The organism is Streptomyces sp. B15, from assembly GCF_018070605.1.
Lineage (GTDB): Bacteria > Actinomycetota > Actinomycetes > Streptomycetales > Streptomycetaceae > Streptomyces > Streptomyces smyrnaeus.
Genome location: NZ_JAGPXJ010000005.1, coordinates 94,450 through 116,809, shown reverse-complemented (window position 1 = coordinate 116,809; position 22,360 = coordinate 94,450). Strand labels below are relative to the sequence as shown.

The following is a 22,360-nucleotide window of genomic DNA, read 5'->3' as shown; positions in this document are numbered from 1 at the left end:
TCCCGGGAGGGAGGTCGGGAACGCGGTGCTTTCTGCGTCCGCGACCGACCACCGGCCGCCCGCGGGCCGGCTACTCCCCGGCCCGTTGTTCGCCGCTGCTGCCGCTGTCGCCGGTACCGCCGCTGTCGCCGGTACCGCTGCTGCCGCTGCCGCGGCCGGCCGTGTCCGCCGGCTCCGCGGTCCTCTTCGCCTTCTTCCGCTCACCCGGGCGGAACGGCCAGTGAGGGCCGCGCTGGTCGTCGGGGATGCCCGCGAGTTCCTCGACGTCGAAGAGGCGGGCGATGGGCACGTCCGAGCTGCTGTGGGCGACGATCGAGAAGGCGATGGTGACGGCGATGAGCGTGAACGCCTCCTCGCCGCGCGGGATCCCGGCCTGCAGTACCAGCAGCCCGTAGACCACCGAGGCGAAGCCCTTGGGACCGAACCAGGCCGCTGTCAGTTTCTCCCGCTTGTCGAACGACGTGCCGATCAGCGACAGCAGCAGCGAGGCCGGGCGGATCAGGATGATCGCCAGCACGGCGACCACATATCCGCCGAAGGACAGATCGCTGAACAACTGGCCGGTCAGCAGCGCGCCGAAGATCAGCAGCGCGGCGAACTTGGCCAGTTCGGACAACGAGTCCCCCAGCGGCTCGAACGCGTGCTTGGCCTCGGGCGAGACGGCCGCGAGGACGGCACCCGCACTGAACGCGGCAAGGTAGGCGTTGGCGTGGGTGAGGTGGCACACGGCGTACAGGATCACGCCGATGGCCAACGGCCCCAGCGGCTGCAGCTTGGGCTCGGCGCCCAGCAGCCGGAAGCGGGTCAGCCAGTTGACGATCAGGGGCGCGGCGACACCGAAGGCCACACCGAGCACCAGTTCCAGGGCGATGCTGCCGAACGAGGCGTGTTCGCTGTGCCCGGTCGGGGCCGCGGCCGCAATGAAGATCAGCACGAAGGGCAGCGCCAGGCCGTCGTTGATCCCGCTCTCGACGTTGAGGAGCTGGCGCAACCGGGCCGGCACCTGCTGGCGGCCGACGATGGCCGAGGCGAAGACCGGGTCGGTGGGCGAGAGCACGGCGCCGACCAGGAAGGAGGTCGTCCAGTCGAAGCCGACCAGATAGTGGGTGAGCAGCGCGATACCGAGGAACGCCAGCGGCATACCGAGGCCGAGCGCCCGGGCCGGGCTCTTCCAGCGCTCGCGCAGCTCGGCGAAGCGGACGTGCATACCGTCCGTGAACAGCACGGCGAAGAGGGCCAGATCGGCGGTGACGCGGACGATGTCGCTGCTGGGCGAGACATGGATGAGTCCGAGTCCGCCGTCCCCTACCAGTGCGCCACCGGCCAGGAACAGCAGCGAGGTGGACAGCACCGACCGCGCGGCCAGTCCGGACAGCAGCACGGCGACCAGCAGTGCGACTCCGAAGACGACGACCAAGACCAAGAGAACAACCCCCGCCCAACCCGTGCACACGTCAAAAAGCCCTGTGACCCGCGTTTCCGCCGGCCACAGGGCCTCTGAGAGAAGGGTGATCGACGGGACTTGAACCCGCGACATCCTGGACCACAACCAGGTGCTCTACCAACTGAGCTACGACCACCACGTCCGGCGGGGGAAGAGAAGATCTTCCCTGACCGGCCGCTACGAGTGTACAGGGTCCGGCGCCGTGCTCGCTCCCGGGTTTCCCGCGCCGCCCGGGCGGTCAGTCCGCCGGGGGCAGCACGTGCCGGGCCGCGATCTTCTTCGCCGTCTCCGAGTCGGGCCCGGGCTGGGATACGAAGACGGCCTCGCGGTAGTAGCGCAGCTCGGCGATGGACTCACGGATGTCGGCCAGCGCCCGGTGGTTGCCGTTCTTCTCGGGGCTGTTGTAGTAGGCACGCGGATACCAGCGCCGGGCCAGCTCCTTGACCGAGGAGACATCCACGATGCGGTAGTGCAGATGGCCGTCGAGCGCGGGCATGTCCCGGGCCAGGAAGCCGCGGTCGGTGCTGACGGAGTTGCCGCACAGCGGCGCCCTGCCCGAGTCGGGAACCCACTCGCGGACGTACGCCAGGACGCGGGCCTCGGCGTCGGCCAGCGTCGTACCCGCGTCCAGTTCGTCCAGCAGGCCGGAGGTGGTGTGCATCTCGCGCACCACCTCCGGCATCGCCTCCAGGGCGTGTGCGGGCGGGCGGATCACGATGTCCACGCCGTCGCCGAGTACGTTCAGCTCCGAGTCGGTCACCAGCGCGGCCACCTCGATGAGCGCGTCATCGGACAGCGAGAGGCCGGTCATCTCGCAGTCGATCCACACCATGCGATCGTTCATGCGCTTCACACTACGTGACGCGGCCCGCTCAGACCGCTCCCCGGCCCCGCTGGCCGGGGACTCGGGGGGCGAAGGCGTCCGACTCCGGTTTGCCCTGTTCAGGGCGGTCGGAGCGGCTCTGCTGGGCGTTCCTGTACTCCCTCAGCTCGTGTCGGGTCTCCTGCCTGGTGCCGTACGCCGGTGGCCCGCTCGCCGCCCCCGGCTCCTGGCCGCCTCCCGGGTGTCCCGCGTGGCTGCCCGGGGAGTGCCCCGGGTGCCCGGCCGGCCCCGGATGTCCGGGAGGCCCCGGGTGACCCGGCTGGGGCTGGTGCGGCAGGCGCAGGGAGTTGTCCGAGCCCTGGCCGCCCGGCCCCGGGGAGCCGCCGAGGCCGCCCGGCGTCCCCGCCGCACCCGGCTGCTCGTGGCCCTGCTCCCCGTCCGGCCGACGGGCCCGGTATGCGGCCCGGTAGGCGGCGGGGGAGGCGCCGAGCTGGCGGCGGAAGTGACCGCGCAGCGCGACGGGGGAGCGGAAGCCGCAGCGGCCCGCCACCTCGTCCACCGAGTAGTCCGACGTCTCCAGCAGCCGCTGTGCCTGCAGCACGCGCTGAGTGATCAGCCACTGCAGTGGAGCGCTCCCAGTAAGAGACCGGAAGCGCCGGTCGAAGGTGCGGCGGCTCATGTACGCGCGCGCGGCGAGCGTCTCCACGTCGAACTGCTCGTGGAGGTGTTCCAGCGCCCAGGCGACGACCTCGGCGAGCGGGTCGGCGCCGATCTCCTCTGGTAAGGAGCGGTCCAGGTGGCGGGGGTGGCCGCCGGTCTCCTGGCCGTTGCCGCGGCGGGGCGGGACGACCAGGCGGCGGGCGAGCGCCCCGGCAGCCTCGGCTCCGTGGTCGGTGCGCACGACGTGCAGGCACAGGTCTATGCCCGCGGCCGTGCCCGCGGAGGTGAGGATGTCCCCGTCGTCCACGAACAGTTCGCGCGGATCGACATGGACGGCCGGGTAGCGCTTGGCCAGCGTCGGGGCGTACATCCAGTGTGTGGTGGCCGGCCGCCCGTCGAGCAGTCCGGCGGCGGCGAGGACGAAGGCGCCGGTGCACAGCCCCATGACGCGGGCTCCCTCCTCGTGCGCGCGGCGCAGCGCCTCCAGTGCGGCCGGTGGTGGTGGCTGGGTGATGGAGCGCCAGGCCGGTACGACGACGGTCCCGGCGCGGGAGATCGCCTCCAGCCCGAACGGCGCGCTCAACTGGAGCCCGCCTGTGGTGCGCAGCGGCCCGTCCTCGCCCGCGCAGATCAGCAGCCTGTAGCGCGGAACTCCGGCGTCCTGGCGGTCGATTCCGAAGACGGAGAGCGGGATGGAACTCTCGAAGATGGGACCACCGCTGAAGAGCAACACCGCCACGATCTCGCGCCGGCGGCGCGCGGCCAGCTTGCGGGTCTCGACTGGGCCGTTCGTGGAGTCCTGGCTCATTGGAACTAAGCCCCCCTCAATCGTTGTGTTCCTCTCGGTCCATGCACATCTCCCCCGCTCTCCCCCGCAGCGAAAGCCAAGATCGAATCTACTGCGTCGGATGAGGTGGGCGGTGCAAGTTCGGCATCCGGCGCTATGTCGACAAGGCAACTTGGCGTGAAGCATTCGATCACGAAGCGTTTCACTCAACGGCGCTGCAGGGAAGTACGCATGCCCTCTCTGCCCCATCAACGTAGGGTGCACACCCGCGCGACGCTCCTTTCGCCCCTGGTGGCAGGGGGGTTGGTGAAAGAGGTGGCAAGGGTTGTGACGAGGTGGCAAGTTGGCTGAAATTAGAGGGCGAGCAGACGTGCGATGAGGCCATTCCTCGGCCATGCCTCCGAGGTGCTGGAGGCCTGTGTGATGCATGAGGTGTACGAGGTGCGCCGGGTGCGCGCAGCGCACAACGATGCGTAACTATTTGTGACTCTGTGCGCGCTTGCGTGTGCCGGTGTGCGCCCCAAGGGGCCTTCTCGCGCCAACGCAACGATCGAGGTGGGCCTGCTCCGATGCGCCCCCTGTGCCACCCCGGTTGCCAGACGGTGAGCGGGACGCATCCGCACTCTGAGTATTCAGTCCAGCACTTAGGGTTATCATAGGGTATTCATGCCGAAGGTTCGGGCTGTTCAGCGCTTCTTCGGGCCCCGGTCACCCGGTGCGCCTGTCAAGGAGGCGCGTAAGGGGCGTAACGCGGCATTGCGCTGCGGGCCGCGCTCAGGCATGCTCCGGGGTCAACCGCCTCGGGCGGCTGCCGTCCCAACCTGGGCAAGAGGGGAGTGCGGCCGTACCCTGTGGGTAAGGGACTTGGGAAGACGATTCCCGGTCTTCGTCGAGCAGGCCGTGCGGTCACCCAGCACCGTCGACCAGCACAGTCGACCAGCACATTTCGACCGAGCAGATTCGAGAGAACGCAAGCCGTCCGTCGTCCCTCTGCACAGAGGACTCACTTCGCCGAGACAACTCATGGCAGGACACGAGATCCCTGACCCAGCAGACCGCAGGCAGGTCGCCGACTCGACGGCGATCCCGGAAGCGGCGGACGAGACGCGCCACTCCTGCGATCCGGCCTTTCGGCACGGTGTCGTCGTGGGCTTCGACGGCTCGGTCTCCAGCGAGCGTGCGCTGGCGTACGCCATCGGTATGGCCCACCGCTCCGGCTCCGGCCTGATCATCGTCCATGTCGCCAACCGGCTGCCGACCACCGTATGGGCGGGGTGCGAGCCGCCCGTCTTCGTCGACGTCCCCGATCATCGCACCGAGGTGCTCGGGCTCGAACTCGCCTGCGCCGATCATCTGGCGGAGGTGCCCTGGATCCTGGTGGAGCGGGGCGGCGACATCTGCCACGAGCTGGAGGAGGTCGGCAGCGAGTACGCGGCCGACGCCATCGTGGTCGGCTCGACCCACGGGCTGGTGGGGCGGATCTTCGGCTCGGTGGCCGGCCGGCTCGCCCGGCGCGCCCAGCGCCCGGTCATCGTCGTCCCCTGACGCACCGCTCCCGAACGTCTATACCCCCCGAACGCCTTTACGGCGGTCCGCTCCCGGTCCCTGCGCGGGCGGCTCCCGTCTCGTCCCGGAGCAGCGACTCCCGTGCGCGTGCCGGGCCTTCGGCTTTCCGCGCCGCTGCCGCAGAAGTGCCGCACATCGACAAATCTACCCAGCCGTAGAGGTGGGTTGTGCGCTTGTGAGGGGCATACAGACAACACACGGGTGGCCGAGACCCGAGGGCGTGCTGCCGGACGGGAGGTGACGGTCCCGCACGGCAGCCCACCCGCCGGCGTAATGGGCGACGCCGGCACAGGGGAGGCGGAATCCCGCGCGGTTGGTGGCCCGCGCGGGATTCCGCCCATTCATGCGTCCCGTCCCTCATGCGGCGCGGCGCTGCGTACCCTCTTACTCGACGGTGACCGACTTGGCCAGGTTGCGGGGCTTGTCGATGTCCCGGCCCAGGGCGAGCGCCGTGTGGTAGGCCAGCAGCTGGAGCGGGATGCCCATCAGGATCGGGTCCAGCTCGTCCTCGTTCTTCGGTACGACGATGGTGTGGTCGGCCTTCTCCTGCTCCTGGTGCGCCACGGCCAGGATGCGGCCGCTGCGCGCCTTGATCTCCTCCATGGCCGCCCGGTTCTTCTCCAGCAGATCGTCCTCCGGCACGATCGCGACCGTCGGCATCGCGGGCTCGATCAGTGCCAGCGGCCCGTGCTTGAGCTCGGAGGCGGGGTAGGCCTCGGCGTGGATGTAGGAGACCTCCTTCAGCTTCAAGGACGCCTCCAGCGCCACCGGGTAGCCGCGCACCCGGCCGATGAAGAGCATCGAGCGCGCGTCCGCGTAGTTCTTGGCCAGCTTCTCGATCTCCGGCTCCTGCTTGAGGATCTCGGCGATCTGTCCGGGCAGCCGGCGCAGCCCCTCGATGATGCGCTTGCCGTCCTTGACCGACAGGTCGCGGATGCGGCCCAGGTGCAGGGCGAGCAGCCCGAAGGCGACCACCGTGTTGGTGAAGCACTTGGTGGACACGACACAGACCTCGGGTCCGGCGTGCACATAGACCCCGCCGTCGGCCTCCCGGGCGATGGCCGAGCCGACGACGTTGATGACGCCCAGCACACGGGCGCCCTTGCGCTTGAGCTCCTGGACGGCGGCGAGCGCGTCGTAGGTCTCACCGGACTGCGAGACGGCGATGTAGAGCGTGTCCGGGTCCACGACCGCGTTGCGGTAGCGGAACTCGCTGGCGGGCTCCGCGTCGGCCGGGATGCGGGCCAGCTCCTCGATCATCTGGGCGCCGATGAGGCCCGCGTGGTACGAGGTGCCGCAGCCGAGGATCTTCACCCGGCGTACGGCACGCGCCTCGCGCGGGTCGAGGTTGAGGCCGCCGAGGTGGACGGTGGCGAACCGGTCGTCGATCCGTCCGGCCAGCACCCGGTCCACCGCGTCAGCCTGCTCGGCGATCTCCTTGTGCATATAGGTGTCGTGGCCGCCCAGGTCGTAGGACTCGGCGGCGTACTCCACCGTCTCCGGCGAGGAGGAGGTGCGGGAGCCCTCGGTGGTGTAGGTGCGGTAGTCGCCGGCCTTGATGGTGGCCATCTCGCCGTCGTCCAGGGTGACCACCTGGCGGGTGTGGGAGACCAGCGCGGCGACGTCCGAGGCGACGAACATCTCGTTCTCGCCGATACCCAGGACGACGGGCGAGCCGTTGCGGGCCACCACGATGCGGTCGGGGAAGTCGGCGTGCAGCACGGCGATGCCGTAGGTGCCCTCGACGTGCCGCAGCGCCTCCTGGACGCGGGCCTCCAGGCGCTCGGCCTGGGCGCCGGCGATGAGGTGGGTCAGGACCTCGGTGTCGGTGTCGGAGACGAAGGTGATGCCGTCCGCGGTGAGCTTGGCGCGCAGCTCGGCGGCGTTGTCGATGATGCCGTTGTGGACGACGGCGACCTTCTCGGCCGCGTCGAGGTGCGGGTGCGCGTTGACGTCGTTGGGGACCCCGTGGGTGGCCCAGCGGGTGTGGGCGATACCGGCGGTACCGGCGAAGCGCTTGGGGATCCGCTCCTCCAGATCACGGACCCGGCCCTTGGTCTTGGCGGTCTTCAGCCCGCCCGGCTTGCCGCCGGTGCCGGCCTGGATGGCGATGCCCGCCGAGTCGTAGCCGCGGTACTCCAGCCGCTGGAGGCCCTCCAGCAGGAGCGGGGCGGTGTCACGCTTACCGATATATCCCACGATTCCGCACATACTGCTGATGCCCTGCCTCTCCGTCGTGCCGTGCTGATTGCGCTGTGAATGATCTGGTGCCGCCGCCGCGTGATCAGCCGTACACGATGCGGCGGAGCTGTCTGAGGGACAGCTGAGGCGGTGCCACAGCCCGGTGCGGCAGTTCGGCCTCGATACGTTCGAAAATCTCCGGGTTCGACAGGCCCCTGGCCTGGAGCTCGCGGTGCCGACGGCGGACGAACTCGGGTGCCGTCTCGTCGAAGTACGACAGGACGTCCAGCACCACCCGGGCCGCCTCACCGCGCTGCAGCGGTGTGGTGCGGACCAGATGGTCGATGAGGTCCTCGTGGACCGGCGTCGGGCTGTCGAGCACCCGTCGATACTGCGGTCTCAGCGCCTCGATCGCAAGAAATCTGCCCGATATCGGGCACCGCGTGGCGAAAACGCTGGGGACGGAGCGGGAAAAGACGCCTCCCGACGCCTTCCCGGTCCCGCCTGAGGCGGTCATTATGACGAAGTGTCCTGAACACGGCTTTCGTTGAGAGTGCGCCAACCCGGTGAACAACCCCCGATGAACAACCGTTCGAAAGGGATCCGGTGCGGATCCCGGAGGGATCGCTGATGGGACGACGACTGGGACCGCTGCTGGTCCTCTGCGCCTCACTTCTCGCCACCACCACGCTGCCCGCCACACCGGCGACCGCCGACCCGGAGGCGAGCGACGCGGCCACCGCACACTCCGACCGCCGACCCCGACCGCTCGACCAGGTGATACCCGCACCCGCCTCGGTGCGGGAGAAAGGCAGGCCGTACACGATCACCCCGCGGACCGTGATCCGGGTGCACGAGGAACGGACTCCCGACCACCGGCGCGGCCGGCAGCGCGGACCCGGCGCCACCAAGGACGTACGACAGGTGGCCGAGCACCTCGCCGAGCTGCTGCGCCCCGCCACCGGCTACCGGCTGCCCATCACCACCCGCCCGGGGCGCGACGGCATCCAGCTGCGCCTCGGCGGCCACCGCGGGCTGGGCGCCGAGGGCTACCGGCTCGATGTGAGCGAGCGGGCCGTCCGGCTCGGCGCACGGGAGCCGGCCGGCCTCTTCCACGGGATACAGACCCTCCGCCAACTGCTGCCCGCCGCCGTCGAGGCCCGCGCCCGGCAGCCCGGGCCCTGGCGGATCGCGGGCGGCACCATCACCGACACTCCGCGCTACGCCTACCGGGGCGCCATGCTGGACGTCTCCCGGCACTTCTTCCCCGTGCCGGCGGTCAAGCGCTACATCGACCAGCTCGCCCTCTACAAGATCAACACGCTGCATCTGCACCTCTCCGACGACCAGGGCTGGCGCATCGCCATCGACTCCTGGCCCCGGCTGGCCACCTACGGCGGCGGCACCGAGGTCGGCGGCGGCCCCGGCGGCCACTACACCAAGGCCGACTACCGGGAGATCGTGCGCTACGCCGCGGCGCGGCACCTGACCGTCGTCCCCGAGATCGACATGCCCGGCCACACCAACGCGGCACTGGCCTCCTACGCCGAACTCAACTGCGACGGCATCGCACCGCCCCGCTACACCGGTACCGAGGTCGGCTTCAGCTCCCTGTGCGTACCGCTGGAGCGGACGTACGACTTCGTCGACGACGTGATCCGCGAACTGGCGGCCCTCACCCCCGGCCCCTACATCCACATCGGCGGGGACGAGGCACACTCCACCAGCCACGAGGACTACGTCACCTTCATGCGGCGCGTACAGCCCGTCGTCGCCAAGTACGGCAAGAAGGCCATCGGCTGGCACCAGATCACCGCAGCGCCGGCCCGTGGCACCGTCGCCCAGTACTGGGGCTACGACCGGACCGGCCCCCAGGAGCGCGCCCAGGTGGCCGAGGCGGCGCAGCGCGGCACCAAGCTGGTGCTCTCCCCGGCCGACCGCGCCTATCTGGACATGAAATACGACAAGGACACTCCGCTGGGCCTCAGCTGGGCCGGCTATGTGTCCACCCAACGCGCCTACGACTGGGACCCGGCCGACTATCTGAGCGGAGTGCCCGAGCGTGCCGTGCTCGGCGTGGAGGCGCCGCTGTGGTCGGAGACCATCGCCACCAGCGCCCAACTGGAATACCTGGCCTTCCCCCGGCTGCCCGGCGTGGCCGAACTGGGCTGGTCGCCCGCCGCCACCCATGACTGGGACGGCTACCGGGAGCGGCTGGCCCAACAAGGGTCGCGCTGGGAGCTGATGGGGGTGAACCACTACCGCTCCCCGCAGGTGCCCTGGCCCCGCTGACCTCCCCACAAGCGGCCGAGTACGGCCGGCAGCGGTCTGGCACGGCCAGCAGCTGTCGAGTACTGCTAGAAGCGGTCGAGTATGGCCTTCTTGGCGAGGGCGAACTCATCGTCCGTGAGTACGCCCGTGCTGTGCAGCTCACCCAGCTCGCGCAGCCGGCGCAGCAGGCCGTCGTGGTCCGCCTCGCCGGCCACCGGGATCCCGGGCGTGTCTGACCGCTCGCCGTCCTTCCCGGCGGTCGGCGAGAGGGACGGGGCGCCCGACTCCGGTGGGTCGGCCGCCGCGTCCACATGCCCGGCCGACGGATGTGGCAGCCGGGCGACCACAGCGGCGGCCAGCAGCACCGCGCCGCCCGTCTCCTTCGTCTGCCGCACGCCCCACAGCAGCAGACAGTTGGGATCGTGCTGCGGCTTGAGGGTGGGGTGGGTGCCCTTGGGACGGAAGCGGAGACTGCCGTTCTCCCAGCCGAGTGCCGGCGTCCACTCCACGCCCTCCAACTCCTTGAGCAGCAGTCGGCGCGGCCCGGCCGCCGACTTGCTCTGCTCGGCCATCCAGTTCCACTCCAGCTGGATGTGCTCCCCGTCGAACGCCGCGGTGCCGTCCGTACCGGCGGCGGTCAGCGGCACCGGCGGCCCCGGCAGCAGATAGCGGTCGCACGAGGTGTCGGGCACCTCCTCCAGCAGCAGGGCGTTGCGCACCTCCTCGACGAAGTACTCGGCCACACCGGCGCGGTCCTTGTCCACCGCCAGTTGATACGGGTCCGCGGCGTCCGGCAGCCGTCCGCTGGCCACCTGGGAGAGGGGGTCGGCGCCGTCGCGCAGCCGCAGACGGAGTCTGCCGCCCTTGCGCCCGCCGGGCTCATAGGCGATGCCCGCCACCGCGCGCAACGGCACGGCGACCTCTCCCAGGGCCTTGCGCAGCTGATGCACCTGACGCTCGGTGCCGGGCACGATCCTGACGGTCTCCCCGTCGAAGGTCCACGCCCCGGCCCGCTGGAGGATTTCCGCCATGCCCCGATTATTTAGCCTCGGGGTGCCCGGGTCACCCCCGGTCCGGCTGCCGCCGTGAGCGGTGCCCTCACTGGCCGACCCCCAACTCGCGGGCCACCAGCATGCGCTGCACCTCGCTGGTGCCCTCGCCGATCTCCAGGATCTTCGCGTCCCGCCACATACGAGCCACCGGATACTCGTTCATGAAGCCGTAGCCACCGTGGATCTGGGTGGCTTCGCGGGCGTTGGTGACGGCGATCTCCGAGGAGTACAGCTTGGCCAGCGCCGCCTCCTTCTTGAACGGCTCGCCCGCCATCAGCCGTGCGGCCGCGTCGCGCCAGGCCACCCGCGAGGTGTGGGCACGCATCTCCATGTCCGCGATCTTGAACTGGATCGCCTGGTTGGCACCGATGGGCTTCCCGAAGGCCGTACGGGTGTTGGCGTAGCGCACCGACTCGTCCACGCAGCCCTGGGCGAGTCCCGTGGCGAGCGCGGAGATCGCGATGCGGCCCTCGTCGAGGATGCGCAGGAACTGGGCGTAGCCGCGGCCCGGCTCGCCGAGCAGGTTGGCGTGCGGAACGCGGACGTCGGTGAAGGACAGCTCATGGGTGTCCGAGGCGTTCCAGCCGACCTTGGAGTACGCCGGCGCGACGGTGAACCCGGGAGTGCCGGACGGCACGATGATCGTGGAGATGCGTGGTGCGCCGTCGTCCTTGCGGCCGGTGACGGCTGTCACGGTGACCAGCCCCGTTATCTGCGTACCGGAGTTGGTGATGAAGGACTTGGTGCCGTTGATCACCCATTCGTCGGTCTTCTCGTCCAGGACGGCGGTGGTGCGGGTGCCGCCCGCGTCCGATCCGCACTCCGGCTCGGTCAGTCCGAAGGCGCCCAGGATCTCGCCCGCGCACAGCCGCGGCAGCCACTCGCGCTTCTGCTCCTCGGTGCCGAACAGATACAGCGGCATCGCACCCAGCGACACCCCCGCCTCCAGCGTGATGGCGACGGAGGAGTCGACCCGGGCCAGTTCCTCCAGGGCGAGACAGAGGGCGAGATAGTCACCGCCCATGCCGCCGTACTCCTCGGGGAAGGGTAGGCCGAACAGGCCCATGGAGCCCATCTGCCGGACGATGTCGTACGGGAACTCGTGCTGCTCGTAGAACTCGCCGATCTTGGGTGCGACCACATCGTGGGCGAACTCCTCGACGGTGCGGCGCAGTTCCTCATGCTCGGGGCTCAGTCGGTGGTCGAGTGCCATGGTCACTGCTCCTGGGAAGAGAGGGGGGAGGCCGTGCCGGCGAGGGCGCGGACCGTACGGGACGGGCTGGGCCGGCCCAGCCGCTCGGCCATCCAGAGGCTGGTGGCGCTGAGGGCGGCCAGATCGGCGCCGGTCTCGATGCCGAGCCCGTTCAGCATCCAGACGAGGTCTTCGGTGGCGAGGTTTCCGGTGGCGCTCTTCGCGTACGGGCAGCCACCCAGCCCTCCGGCGGAGGCGTCCACCGTGGTTACACCGTTCTGCAGCGCCGCCAGGGTGTTGGAGAGGGCCTGGCCGTAGGTGTCGTGGAAGTGCACGGCGAGCGTGGGACCGGCAGCCGACGGGCCGGAGGCGGGAGTGCCGGGGCTCACGGCGCCGGGGCTCGCGGCGCCGGAGGCGGGCAGTCCGGCCGTACGGAGGGCCGCGAGCAGCGCGTGGACATGGCCGGGGGTGGCGACGCCGATGGTGTCGCCCAGGCTCAGCTCGTCACAACCCATCCCGGCCAGCGCCCGGCACACCCGTACCACCTGGTCGACGGGGACCGGGCCCTCCCACGGATCGCCGAAGCACATCGACAGATAGCCGCGCACCCGAAGGCCCTCCCGTTTGGCGCGGGCCACCACGGGCTCGAACATCTCCAGCGCGCCGTCCACCGTGCGGTTCAGATTGGCGTGCGCGAACGACTCGGTGGCGCTGGCGAACACCGCCACCTCCCGCGCCTCCAGCGCCAACGCCCGCTCCAGCCCGCGGGCGTTGGGAACCAGCACCGGCAACCGCACCCCCGACAGACCGTCGAGCCGTGGATACAGCTCCTCCGCGTCGGCGAGCTGCGGGACCCATTTGGGGTGGACGAAGCTGGTGGCCTCCACGGTGGTCAGCCCCGCCGCCGCGAGCCGCCGGATGAACTCCGCCTTCACCTCGACCGGGACGATCGCCGACTCGTTCTGCAAGCCGTCCCGCGGTCCCACCTCATGGATCCGCACCCGGGCGGGCAGGCCCTCCAGCGGGAAGACCATGGGCAACTGGGCCGGTGATCCTCCTGAGACCGTGCAGTTGGCCGCGTCCGTCATCCCGCCACCTCCGATCCGGCTTCCGATCCGGCCTGTGTGCCGACCTGTGTGCCGACCTGTGTGCCGGTGTTCGCCCCGTCCGCCGTTCCGCCGTCCTCGAACGGGTCCACCACCGCGAGCACCTGGTCCATCGCCACGGTGCTGCCGGCCGTCACCTCCAGCTCGGCCACCCGGCCGGCGTGCGGGGCAGTGATGACGTGCTCCATCTTCATGGCCTCCACCACCAGCAGGCTCTGGCCCGCGGCGACCTCGTCGCCGACGGCCGCCTTGACCACGGTGACGGTGCCGGGCATGGGCGCGGTGAGCGCGTCGGCGCCGTGCGCGGCGCCGGCCCGGCGTAGGGCGTCCGCCACCGGGTCGTGACCGCGCACCTGCCAGGCCTCGCCGTCCCTGCCCAGCCAGACCCCCGGGGTGTCGCCTTCCATGTGCAGTGCGCGGGTGAAGGTGCAGCTCATGCCGTCCCAGTCGAGCCGGACCGTCGCACCGTCCGCTGTCGCACCCGGTGCCAGCCGCGCCCGCACGGGGGTGGCGCCATCGACGCTGACCTCCATCTCACCCGGCGGCGGGCCTTCGGGGCGCCTGCCGTCCGGGGCGGCCGGGCGGACCCGCACCGCCACCGGATCGCGGCCCGGCACCCGCAGATGGTGCACCGTCCAGGCCCGCTGCCCACCGAGCCGCCATCCGGACGGCACCGAGAACGGGCTGACCCAGCCGGCGGGCCCGGCGCCGGTGCCGGAGGCGGTGTCCGGGCCGGCCCCCGATGCGGCAGCGGCCTCCTGCGCCGCTCCGGTCTGCGGGGTGAGCGCCGCCTGCCGCAGCAGCGCCGCCGTGCCGTACACCTGAGCGGGCACGCTGTCGGGCAGCAGCCCGGCCGCCGCGCGTTCCACCAGGCCGGTGTCGAGTTGGCCGGAGGCCACCTCGGGGTGGGCGAGGAGGGCGCGCAGGAACGCCGTGTTGGTGTCCACTCCCAGCACCGTCGTCCGCGCCAGTGCCGCCCGCAGTCCGCGCAGCGCCGCGGCCCGGTCGGGGCCCCATGCGATGACCTTGGCGAGCATCGGGTCGTAGGTCGTGCCCACCTCGGTGCCCTCCGACAGCCCGGAGTCGGTGCGCACGCCTTCGCCCTGCGGTTCCCGCAGCAGCAGCACCCGCCCGGCCGAGGGCAGGAAGTCCACATGGCCGTCCTCGGTACCCGGTGTGACGCGGGCCGTCTCCGCGCAGATCCGGGCCTCCACCGCGTGCCCGTCGAGGGTGATGTCCTCCTGGGCGAAGGGCAGCGGTTCCCCGGCGGCCACTCGAAGCTGCCACTCCACCAGATCCAGCCCGGTGATCAGCTCGGTGACCGGGTGCTCCACCTGGAGCCGGGTGTTCATCTCCATGAAGTAGTACGACCCCGAGCCGTCGCCGGGCACGATGAACTCGACCGTGCCCGCGCCCCGGTAGCCGCACGAGCGTGCCGCGTTCACCGCCGCCCGGCCCATCGCCTGACGTGTGGGAGCGTCCAGCAGCGGGCTGGGCGCCTCCTCGATGATCTTCTGGTGGCGGCGCTGGAGGGAGCACTCACGCTCTCCCAGGTGGATGACGTTGCCGTGCCCGTCCGCCAGCACCTGGATCTCGATGTGCCGCGGCCGGTCGATCCACCGCTCCACCAGCAGCCCGTCGTCACCGAACGCGCCCTGGGCCTCGCGGCGCGCCGCGGCGATCTCGTCGGGCAGCACCGCCTCGTCGCGCACCAGGCGCATGCCCTTGCCGCCGCCGCCCGCGGACGGTTTGAGGAGCACCGGGAGACCGGTCTCCCGTGCCGCGACGACCAGCTCGGCGTCGGTCAGCCCGCTGCCCGAGGAGCCCGGCACCACCGGGACGGCCGCCTCGCGCACCGTCTCCTTGGCGCGGATCTTGTCGCCCATCAGCTCGATGGCATCCGCGGGCGGGCCGATGAAGACGAGGCCCGCTTCTTCGCAGCGCCGCGCGAACTGTGCGTTCTCCGCCAGGAATCCGTACCCCGGGTGGACGGCCTGGGCGCCGCTGCGGTGCGCGGCCTCCAGCAGCCGGTCCGCACTCAGATAGCTGTGGACCGCCGCCGCAGGGCCGATCCGCACGGCTGTGTCGGCCTCCCGTACATGGCGTGCTTCGGCGTCCGCGTCGCTGTGCACCGCGACGGAACGGACTCCGAGCCGGCGCAGCGTACGGATCACCCGTACCGCGATCTCGCCCCGGTTGGCCACCAGCACCGTGTCGAACATCGGTCCTCTCCTCGCCCTTGCGGCCCCGTCGCTCCCGGCCCCGTGGCCGGCGTTCGGCTGCGTCATCTCCGGCCCCTCACATCCGGAAGACGCCGAAGCGGGGCGCCTCCGGATCGCGGTGCGGCAGCGGGGCGTTGGCGCACGCCGTCAGCGCCAGCCCCAGCACCTGGCGGGTCTCCAGGGGGTCGATGACGCCGTCGTCCCACAGCCGGGCGGTGGCGTAGTAGGCGTTGCCCTGGGTCTCGTACTGCGCGCGGACAGGGGCGCGGAACTCCTCTTCCTCCTCGGCGCTCCACTCCTCGCCGCGCGCCTCCAACTGGTCGCGCTTGACGGTGGCGAGCACCGAGGCGGCCTGTTCGCCGCCCATGACGGAGATCTTGGCGTTCGGCCACATCCACAGGAAGCGCGGGCTGTAGGCCCGGCCGCACATCGAGTAGTTGCCGGCCCCGTAGGAGCCTCCGATCACCACCGTCAGCTTGGGGACCCGGGCGCAGGCCACGGCGGTGACCATCTTGGCGCCGTGTTTGGCGATGCCGCCCGCCTCGTAGTCCTTGCCGACCATGAAGCCGGAGATGTTCTGCAGGAAGAGCAGCGGGATGCCGCGCTGGTCGCACAGCTCGATGAAGTGGGCGCCCTTTTGGGCCGACTCGGAGAAGAGGATGCCGTTGTTGGCCACCACGCCGACCGGGTGGCCGTGGACATGGGCGAAGCCGGTGACCAGCGTGCTGCCGTACTCCGCCTTGAACTCCTGGAAGCGGGAGCCGTCCACCAGCCGGGCGATGACCTCGCGCACCTCGTAGGGCGTGCGGGAGTCGACGGGCACCGCGTCGTAGAGGCCGGCCGGGTCCAGGGCCGGTTCCTCCGCCGGTCGCACGGCCCAGGGCAGGGCCGGGGCGGCGGGCGGTGCGGGCAGGGTGGCGACGATATGGCGGACGATGCGCAGCGCGTGCGCGTCGTCCTCCGCCAAGTGGTCGGTGACGCCCGAGATCCGGGCGTGCGTCTCGCCGCCGCCCAACTCCTCGGCGGTGACGACCTCACCGGTCGCCGCCTTCACCAGCGGCGGTCCGCCCAGGAAGATGGTGCCCTGCTCACGCACGATCACCGCCTCGTCGCTCATCGCCGGGACGTAGGCTCCGCCCGCTGTGCAGGAGCCGAGGACGGCGGCGATCTGCGGGACGCCGGAGGCCGACAGCCGGGCCTGGTTGTAGAAGATGCGGCCGAAGTGCTCGCGGTCGGGGAAGACCTCGTCCTGCATCGGCAGGAAAGCGCCGCCCGAGTCGACCAGGTACAGGCACGGCAGCCGGTTCTCCAGGGCGATCTCCTGGGCGCGCAGATGCTTCTTGACCGTCATGGGGTAGTAGGTGCCGCCCTTGACCGTGGCGTCGTTGGCGACGATCACCACCTCGCGGCCGGCGACCCGGCCGATGCCCGCGATCACTCCGGCGGCCGGCGCCGCGTCGCCGTACATCCCGTCCGCCGCCAGCGGGGAGAGCTCCAGGAAGGGGGAGCCGGGATCCAGCAGGGCGTCCACCCGCTCGCGGGGCAGCAGCTTGCCGCGTGCCGTGTGCCGCTCGCGGGCGCGGGCTCCGCCGCCCAGCCGGGCGCGGGCCAGCTTCTCGCGGAGCTGCCCGGCCAGCTCGCGGTGGGCCCTGCGGTTCTCCGCGGCGGCCTCGGATCCCGGGTCCAGGGCGCTCACCAGGCGTGGCGCCGCGGGTCCGTGCCCGCTCACGTCCCGCACTGCTCGCTCGTTCATCCGGCCGGCCCCCTCGCTCGCACGACACCACCACTTTCATCGCGCCACGCCACCGCACGTCCGGCGCTGCGCACCCGAGCCAACGCGGCGGTCGCCGGTGACGGTCGACGCGTCGGCGGCCGCCGACCGTCATCCGGCCCGTCGCCGGTTAGCCATCGTTAACTCGCTGCCTCCAGGTTAACGCTCACTAACGCGGCTGTCTAGAATGGTCGGCATGAGCACGAAGACGGCAGGCACGGCCGCACCCGGCCGACGGGAGCAGATCCTGCGGGAGGCCGCACGGCTCTTCGCCGAGCGCGGTTTCCACGGGGTGGGTGTCGACGAGATAGGAGCCGCCGTCGGTATCAGCGGCCCCGGCCTCTACCGCCACTTCGCGGGCAAGGACGCGATGCTGGCCGAGTTGCTGGTCGGGATCAGCCGGCGGCTCCACGAAGGGGGGCGGCGCAGAGCCGAGGAGTCGGCGGAGGCGGGCCTGGCGCCGGAGGCGGCGCTGGACGCGCTGATCGAAGGGCATATCGACTTCGCGCTGGACGACCGCGAGCTGATCACGCTGCACGACCGCGAGCTGGACCGGCTGCGGGAAACCGACCGCAAGCAGGTCCGCAAGCTGCAGCGGCAGTATGTCGAGCTGTGGGTCGCCGCGGTCCGTGCGGTGTATCCGGATCTGACCGAGCTGGAGGCCCGGGTCTCGGTGCACACCGTCTTCGGGCTGCTGAACTCGACACCGCATCTGAGCGGTCCCTCGGCGCTGCCCGACCGGGAGACGACGGCCGCGCTGCTGCACCGCCTGGCGCGCGGCGCCTTCTCGGCGGCGGCGCCCCGGGAGCGCGTCGAGTGACGAAGAAGCGTGCGGGTGTGCGGGTGTGCGGCTCCGGCGTCCCGGACTGCCCTGGACAGTTGACGTGACTGCTCGGTAGCTTTGACTCCCATGGACTGAGCAAGCGCTTAGCCATGCCGAGACTGCCACCCCGACGAGGAGGCGTGCTGTGCGCCGCACGGTGTTCAACGAGGACCACGAAGCGTTCCGCCAGACGATCCGCGACTTCATCGCGGCGGAGGTCGTGCCCCACTACCCGCAGTGGGCGGAGCAGGGCTACGTACCCAAGGAGTTCTACAAGAAGCTCGGCGAACTGGGCGTTTTCGGTATCGAGGTCCCCGAGGAGTACGGCGGCGCCGGGGAGACCAGCTTCAAGTACAACGCCGTGATCACCGAGGAGTGCGCCCGCGCGGGCGTCAGCTTCGGCGGCTCCAGCGTGCACACCGCGCTGTGCCTCCCCTACCTGCTCAAGTACGCCAACGAGGAGCAGAAGAAGCGCTGGCTGCCTGCCTTCGTCTCCGGCGAGATGATGACCGCCATCGCCATGACCGAGCCGGGCACCGGCTCCGACCTGGCCGGGATGAAGACCACCGCCAAGCTCTCCGAGGACGGCACGCACTACATCCTCAACGGCGCCAAGACCTTCATCACCGGCGGCGTCCAGGCCGACCGGGTGCTGGTCTGCGCCCGCACCGCCCCTCCGACCCCCGAGGACCGGCGCGGCGGCATCTCCATCCTCGTCGTGGACGCCAACAGCGAGGGCTACGCGGTCGGCCGCAAGCTCGACAAGCTCGGGCTGCGCACCTCCGACACCGCCGAGCTGTCCTTCACCGACGTCAAGGTGCCCGTCGAGGACCTGCTGGGCGAGGAGGGCAAGGCGTTCTCCTACCTCACCCACAACCTGCCGCAGGAGCGGCTGGGCATCGCCATCGGTGCCTACGCGCAGTCCGCGGCGGCCGTGCGCTTCGCGCAGCAGTACGTGAAGGAGCGCACGGTCTTCGGCAAGGAGGTCGCCTCCTTCCAGAACACCAAGTTCGTGCTCGCCGACTGCAAGGCCGACGTCGACGCGATGCAGGCCGTCGTGGACCGCGCTCTGGAGGCGCTGGACGCCGGCGAACTGTCGCCCGCCGACGCCGCCTCGGCCAAGCTGTTCACCACCGAGATCGCCGCCCGGGTCATCGACAAGTGCCTCCAGCTGCACGGCGGTTACGGCTACATGCTGGAGTACCCGATCGCCAACCTGTACGCCGACACCCGTGTCTCGCGCATCTACGGCGGTACCAGCGAGGTCATGCGCTCCATCGTCGCGAAGTCCATGGGCCTGTGAACGGCGCGACCGCCGCGCAGCCCTCCTCGGCAGAATCACGTACATGAGCCAAGAACTGACGTCCCTGCTCGAACTGCTCGACCTGGAGCGGGTCGAGCAGGACATCTTCCGCGGCAGCAGCCGCCCCGCAGTCGTCCCCCGCGTCTTCGGCGGCCAGGTCGCGGCCCAGGCACTGGTTGCCGCCTGCCGCACCGTCCCGGCCGGACGGCTGCCGCACTCCCTGCACGCGTACTTCCTGCGCTCGGGCGACCCGGGGGCGCACATCGTCTACACGGTGGACCGGATACGCGACGGGCGCTCCTTCACCACCCGCCGGGTGGTGGCCGTGCAGCACGGGCAGCCGATCTTCCATCTGTCCGCCTCCTTCCAGGTGCACGAGGAGGGGATGGAGCACCAGGAGCCGATGCCCCAGGCACCCGATCCGGAGACGCTGCCGACCGCGGAGGAGATCGTTCCGCGCTACCGGGAGCTGTTCACCGACCCGCAGGTGCCCGAGCGGCTGTTGCGGGCGCGGGCCGCGGTGGATCTGCGCTACGTCGAGGAGCCGCCGTTCGGCAGGGTGGGCAGGCCGAGCGAGCCGCGCTCGCAGGTGTGGTTCCGCACCAACGGGAAGCTGGACGGCGAGCTGGACGACCCGATGCTGCACATCTGTCTGGCGACGTATGTCTCGGACATGACGCTGCTGGACTCCGTGCTGCTCGCGCACGGCAGAGGCGGCTGGGCGGTCGGCGACGTGGTGGGAGCCAGCCTGGATCACGCCATGTGGTTCCACCGTCCGTTCCGTGCGGACGAGTGGCTGCTCTACGACCAGGAGTCACCCACGGCGCAGGGCGGCAGGGGGCTCGCCAAGGGGCGGATCTTCACCCGGGACGGGCGGCTGGTCGTCTCCGTCATCCAGGAGGGGGTCGTCCGGGTTCCGCGCGGGGAGAGCGGTCAGCCGGCCAGTCCGGCGGCGGCCAGCAGGTAGGCCGTCATCGGCTCGTAGAAGCGGGGGTCGACCACATGGTCGTCCAGGGGCACGGTGACCTCCAGCGTGCCCTCCGCCTCGCCCAGGAAGAGCGCGGGGTCGTTGCAGTCGGCGAAACCGACGGTGGTCAGTCCGTGCTGCGCGGCGCGGCCCGCCCAGCCGTGGTCGGCCACCACCAGGTCGGGCAGCGGCTCCCCGGCCTGCTCCAGCCCGTGCAGCACGCCCGCCATGGGCTCGGGGGAGTGCGTGTGCCACAGGGAGGCGCCCCGCTCGTAGACCGCGACCCCCTGGAACTGCACGATGACGCCCTCGTCCGCGAAGACGTTCAGCGGGGTGCGGACGATGTCGCACCCCGCCGCGCGCAGCGCGGTGGCCAGAGTGCCGTGCATGTCCAGCAGTGCTCCCGGATGGCCGGTGGCGAACAGCACCCGGCTGCGTCCCTCGGCCGCCTTGCGCAGCTCGGCGGCGGCGCGGTCGAGCGCGGCCATGGTCAGCTCCGGGTCGATGGTGTCCTGGCCCGTGCGGTAGTCCGGGTCGTCGTTGACCCCGCAGCGCTCGGCCATCACCGCGAGCACGTCCTGCTCGTCCGCCCAGCGCTCGCCCAGTTCCAGGCCGAGCCAGTAGTGGCGGTCGCCGTTGGCGAGCTTGCGGTAGTGGGACAGGTTGTTCTCCCGCGGCGTGGCGACGTCCCCCGCGATCCGGGTGCGCACCAGGTGGCCGGCGAGTTCGTCACGGGAGGGCGCTTCCGGGAGCGGCAGGGGCAGTGACACGGGCAAGAGAGGCTGTGACATGTAGCCATTGTGGCTCGTACGGACACTCGATGGACGGAGTGTCCAAAAGGCGGCGTACGCTCCTTCGGACCGTCCAACGGCGGACGGCATCGTTCCGCCTACGCTCGACGGTATGACCAGCAGCGAAATACATCCCTCCGACAGCGTTCCGACGCCCCGCGGCCCCGTCGACTCCTCCCGGGTGCCCCGCTACGCGGGCCCCGCGACCTTCGCGCGGCTGCCGCGGATCGACGAGACGGGCGGCCGCGCGGACGTCGCCGTGGTGGGTGTCCCGTTCGACACCGGCGTCTCCTACCGTCCGGGCGCCCGCTTCGGCGGCAACGCCATCCGTGAGGCCTCGCGGTTGCTGCGGCCGTACAACCCGGCGCAGGACGCCGCTCCCTTCGCGCTGGCCCAGGTCGCCGACGCCGGGGACATCGCCGTCAACCCGTTCGACATCGGCGAGGCCGTCGAAACGGTGGAGGAGGCGGCCGGGTCCCTGCTGGAGAGCGGGTCCCGGCTGATGACGCTCGGTGGTGACCACACCATCGCACTGCCGCTGCTGCGCGCGATGGCCCGCAAGCACGGCCCCGTCGCACTGCTGCACTTCGACGCGCACCTGGACACCTGGGACACCTACTTCGGTGCCGCCTATACGCACGGCACCCCCTTCCGGCGCGCGGTCGAGGAGGGGCTGCTGGACACCTCGGCGCTCTCCCACGTGGGCACCAGGGGGCCGCTGTACGGGAAGCGCGACCTGGACGACGACGCCAAGATGGGGTTCGGCATCGTCACCGCCGCCGATGTGATGCGGCGGGGGGTGGACGAGGTGACCGACCAGTTGCGGCAGCGCATCGGCTCCCGTCCGCTGTATGTGTCGGTGGACATCGATGTGCTCGACCCCGCGCACGCCCCCGGGACCGGCACTCCCGAGGCGGGTGGACTCACCTCGCGGGAGCTGCTGGAGATTCTGCGCGGTCTGTCCGACTGCCATCTGGTCTCCGCCGACCTGGTGGAGGTCGCGCCCGCCTACGACCACGCGGAGATCACTTCTGTTGCCGCCTCGCATACGGCATACGAGCTGACGACGCTGATGACCCGGCAGATCGCGGCGGCCCGGGGCTGAGCGGGCGCCCGGATGAGTGGGTTCCGGCCGTGTTGGGGACCGGGTCCTTCCGGTCCTCGTCCGGGCCCGGGCGGTCCGCCGTGCACCTCGGTGCCGCCACCCGCGTACGGCATGACGAACGGTGCAGGTCGGGGCGGGCTTGACGAACCCCGGCAAATCGTCCGCTCAGTCACGGACTGCCACTGGTTTAATACGTGACGTTACTAGATTTGATCGGTCGATGTGCATTCCGTGGAAGTTCTCGACAGACTGCACAAGCGATCCCGCGGGAAGACGGCGCGGAGCGGTCGCGGAGC

At 71.0% G+C, this 22,360-nt stretch carries 17 protein-coding genes and 1 tRNA gene; 6 read left to right on the top strand and 12 right to left on the bottom strand.

Annotated features, from left to right (window positions below):
* Positions 1 to 70 precede the first annotated feature (70 nt).
* The 4 genes from KBY19_RS04540 to KBY19_RS04525 form a co-directional block, all read right to left on the bottom strand.
* Complete coding sequence (locus KBY19_RS04540) at positions 71 to 1,423, bottom strand: sodium:proton antiporter (RefSeq protein ID WP_247690583.1); 1,353 nt, start codon at positions 1,421 to 1,423, stop codon at positions 71 to 73.
* An 84-nt stretch (positions 1,424 to 1,507) separates the two neighbouring features.
* Positions 1,508 to 1,580, bottom strand: a tRNA-His gene (locus tag KBY19_RS04535).
* A gap of 102 nt (positions 1,581 to 1,682) precedes the next feature.
* Positions 1,683 to 2,288 (bottom strand): oligoribonuclease, encoded by a 606-nt coding sequence (gene orn / locus KBY19_RS04530; RefSeq protein WP_099886524.1) that lies wholly within the window; start codon positions 2,286 to 2,288, stop codon positions 1,683 to 1,685.
* Between the two features lie 28 nt (positions 2,289 to 2,316).
* Complete coding sequence (locus KBY19_RS04525) at positions 2,317 to 3,735, bottom strand: helix-turn-helix domain-containing protein (RefSeq protein ID WP_210965197.1); 1,419 nt, start codon at positions 3,733 to 3,735, stop codon at positions 2,317 to 2,319.
* Positions 3,736 to 4,737: 1,002 nt separating this feature from the next.
* On the opposite strand from KBY19_RS04525, the gene KBY19_RS04520 reads away from it, so the two are divergent.
* Positions 4,738 to 5,259: a universal stress protein gene (locus KBY19_RS04520; RefSeq protein WP_099881187.1), complete on the top strand. Its 522-nt coding sequence runs from the start codon at positions 4,738 to 4,740 to the stop codon at positions 5,257 to 5,259.
* Positions 5,260 to 5,664: 405 nt separating this feature from the next.
* On the opposite strand, the gene glmS is transcribed toward KBY19_RS04520, so the two are convergent.
* Positions 5,665 to 7,491, bottom strand: coding sequence for a glutamine--fructose-6-phosphate transaminase (isomerizing) (gene glmS, locus KBY19_RS04515; protein ID WP_099881185.1), 1,827 nt, complete (start codon positions 7,489 to 7,491; stop codon positions 5,665 to 5,667).
* 73 nt (positions 7,492 to 7,564) lie between these two features.
* On the bottom strand, positions 7,565 to 7,843 hold the full coding sequence (locus tag KBY19_RS04510) for a hypothetical protein (RefSeq protein WP_185016925.1): 279 nt from the start codon (positions 7,841 to 7,843) through the stop codon (positions 7,565 to 7,567).
* Between the two features lie 248 nt (positions 7,844 to 8,091).
* Between KBY19_RS04510 and KBY19_RS04505 the strand changes: the two genes are divergently transcribed.
* On the top strand, positions 8,092 to 9,753 hold the full coding sequence (locus tag KBY19_RS04505) for a beta-N-acetylhexosaminidase (protein WP_210965196.1): 1,662 nt from the start codon (positions 8,092 to 8,094) through the stop codon (positions 9,751 to 9,753).
* 65 nt (positions 9,754 to 9,818) lie between these two features.
* Here the strand turns inward: KBY19_RS04505 and KBY19_RS04500 are convergent, their stop codons facing one another.
* The 5 genes from KBY19_RS04500 to KBY19_RS04480 all read right to left on the bottom strand — a co-directional run bounded on the left by KBY19_RS04500 (position 9,819) and on the right by KBY19_RS04480 (position 17,057).
* Entirely contained in the window at positions 9,819 to 10,763 is a 945-nt protein-coding gene (locus KBY19_RS04500; RefSeq protein ID WP_210965195.1) for a DUF4429 domain-containing protein, read from the bottom strand.
* A gap of 67 nt (positions 10,764 to 10,830) precedes the next feature.
* Positions 10,831 to 11,997 (bottom strand): acyl-CoA dehydrogenase family protein, encoded by a 1,167-nt coding sequence (locus KBY19_RS04495; protein WP_099881177.1) that lies wholly within the window; start codon positions 11,995 to 11,997, stop codon positions 10,831 to 10,833.
* 2 nt (positions 11,998 to 11,999) lie between these two features.
* Entirely contained in the window at positions 12,000 to 13,064 is a 1,065-nt protein-coding gene (locus KBY19_RS04490) for a hydroxymethylglutaryl-CoA lyase (RefSeq protein WP_185016922.1), read from the bottom strand.
* A complete protein-coding gene (locus KBY19_RS04485; RefSeq protein WP_210965194.1) occupies positions 13,061 to 15,304 on the bottom strand; it encodes a biotin carboxylase N-terminal domain-containing protein in 2,244 nt (747 codons plus the stop codon). The genes KBY19_RS04490 and KBY19_RS04485 overlap by 4 nt, the downstream gene beginning before the upstream one ends.
* Before the next feature lie 76 nt (positions 15,305 to 15,380).
* On the bottom strand, positions 15,381 to 17,057 hold the full coding sequence (locus KBY19_RS04480; protein ID WP_185016920.1) for a carboxyl transferase domain-containing protein: 1,677 nt from the start codon (positions 17,055 to 17,057) through the stop codon (positions 15,381 to 15,383).
* Positions 17,058 to 17,262: 205 nt separating this feature from the next.
* Between KBY19_RS04480 and KBY19_RS04475 the strand changes: the two genes are divergently transcribed.
* From KBY19_RS04475 to tesB, 3 genes are all read left to right on the top strand, one after another.
* A complete protein-coding gene (locus KBY19_RS04475) occupies positions 17,263 to 17,895 on the top strand; it encodes a TetR/AcrR family transcriptional regulator (RefSeq protein ID WP_210965193.1) in 633 nt (210 codons plus the stop codon).
* 148 nt (positions 17,896 to 18,043) lie between these two features.
* A complete protein-coding gene (locus KBY19_RS04470; RefSeq protein ID WP_099881168.1) occupies positions 18,044 to 19,201 on the top strand; it encodes an acyl-CoA dehydrogenase family protein in 1,158 nt (385 codons plus the stop codon).
* Between the two features lie 43 nt (positions 19,202 to 19,244).
* Positions 19,245 to 20,168, top strand: a complete 924-nt coding sequence (gene tesB / locus KBY19_RS04465; RefSeq protein ID WP_099881166.1) for an acyl-CoA thioesterase II — start codon at positions 19,245 to 19,247, stop codon at positions 20,166 to 20,168.
* Here the strand turns inward: tesB and KBY19_RS04460 are convergent.
* Positions 20,135 to 20,959 (bottom strand): phosphatase, encoded by an 825-nt coding sequence (locus KBY19_RS04460; protein WP_247690582.1) that lies wholly within the window; start codon positions 20,957 to 20,959, stop codon positions 20,135 to 20,137. The two genes, tesB and KBY19_RS04460, sit on opposite strands and share 34 nt — an antisense overlap.
* Before the next feature lie 112 nt (positions 20,960 to 21,071).
* Here KBY19_RS04460 and speB point away from each other — a divergent pair, with 112 nt between their 5' ends.
* Positions 21,072 to 22,064, top strand: a complete 993-nt coding sequence (speB, locus tag KBY19_RS04455) for an agmatinase (RefSeq protein WP_099881164.1) — start codon at positions 21,072 to 21,074, stop codon at positions 22,062 to 22,064.
* Positions 22,065 to 22,360 lie beyond the last annotated feature (296 nt).

Coding starts and splice junctions, on each gene's coding strand:
- KBY19_RS04480 (WP_185016920.1), bottom strand. CDS start 17,057: ATGAACGAGCGAGCAGTGCGGGACGTGAGCGGGCACGGACCCGCGGCG.
- KBY19_RS04490 (WP_185016922.1), bottom strand. CDS start 13,064: ATGACGGACGCGGCCAACTGCACGGTCTCAGGAGGATCACCGGCCCAG.
- KBY19_RS04525 (WP_210965197.1), bottom strand. CDS start 3,735: ATGAGCCAGGACTCCACGAACGGCCCAGTCGAGACCCGCAAGCTGGCC.
- KBY19_RS04460 (WP_247690582.1), bottom strand. CDS start 20,959: ATGTCACAGCCTCTCTTGCCCGTGTCACTGCCCCTGCCGCTCCCGGAA.
- KBY19_RS04485 (WP_210965194.1), bottom strand. CDS start 15,304: ATGTTCGACACGGTGCTGGTGGCCAACCGGGGCGAGATCGCGGTACGG.
- KBY19_RS04475 (WP_210965193.1), top strand. CDS start 17,263: ATGGTCGGCATGAGCACGAAGACGGCAGGCACGGCCGCACCCGGCCGA.
- tesB (WP_099881166.1), top strand. CDS start 19,245: ATGAGCCAAGAACTGACGTCCCTGCTCGAACTGCTCGACCTGGAGCGG.
- KBY19_RS04520 (WP_099881187.1), top strand. CDS start 4,738: ATGGCAGGACACGAGATCCCTGACCCAGCAGACCGCAGGCAGGTCGCC.
- KBY19_RS04495 (WP_099881177.1), bottom strand. CDS start 11,997: ATGGCACTCGACCACCGACTGAGCCCCGAGCATGAGGAACTGCGCCGC.
- orn (WP_099886524.1), bottom strand. CDS start 2,288: ATGAACGATCGCATGGTGTGGATCGACTGCGAGATGACCGGCCTCTCG.
- KBY19_RS04500 (WP_210965195.1), bottom strand. CDS start 10,763: ATGGCGGAAATCCTCCAGCGGGCCGGGGCGTGGACCTTCGACGGGGAG.
- speB (WP_099881164.1), top strand. CDS start 21,072: ATGACCAGCAGCGAAATACATCCCTCCGACAGCGTTCCGACGCCCCGC.
- glmS (WP_099881185.1), bottom strand. CDS start 7,491: ATGTGCGGAATCGTGGGATATATCGGTAAGCGTGACACCGCCCCGCTC.
- KBY19_RS04505 (WP_210965196.1), top strand. CDS start 8,092: ATGGGACGACGACTGGGACCGCTGCTGGTCCTCTGCGCCTCACTTCTC.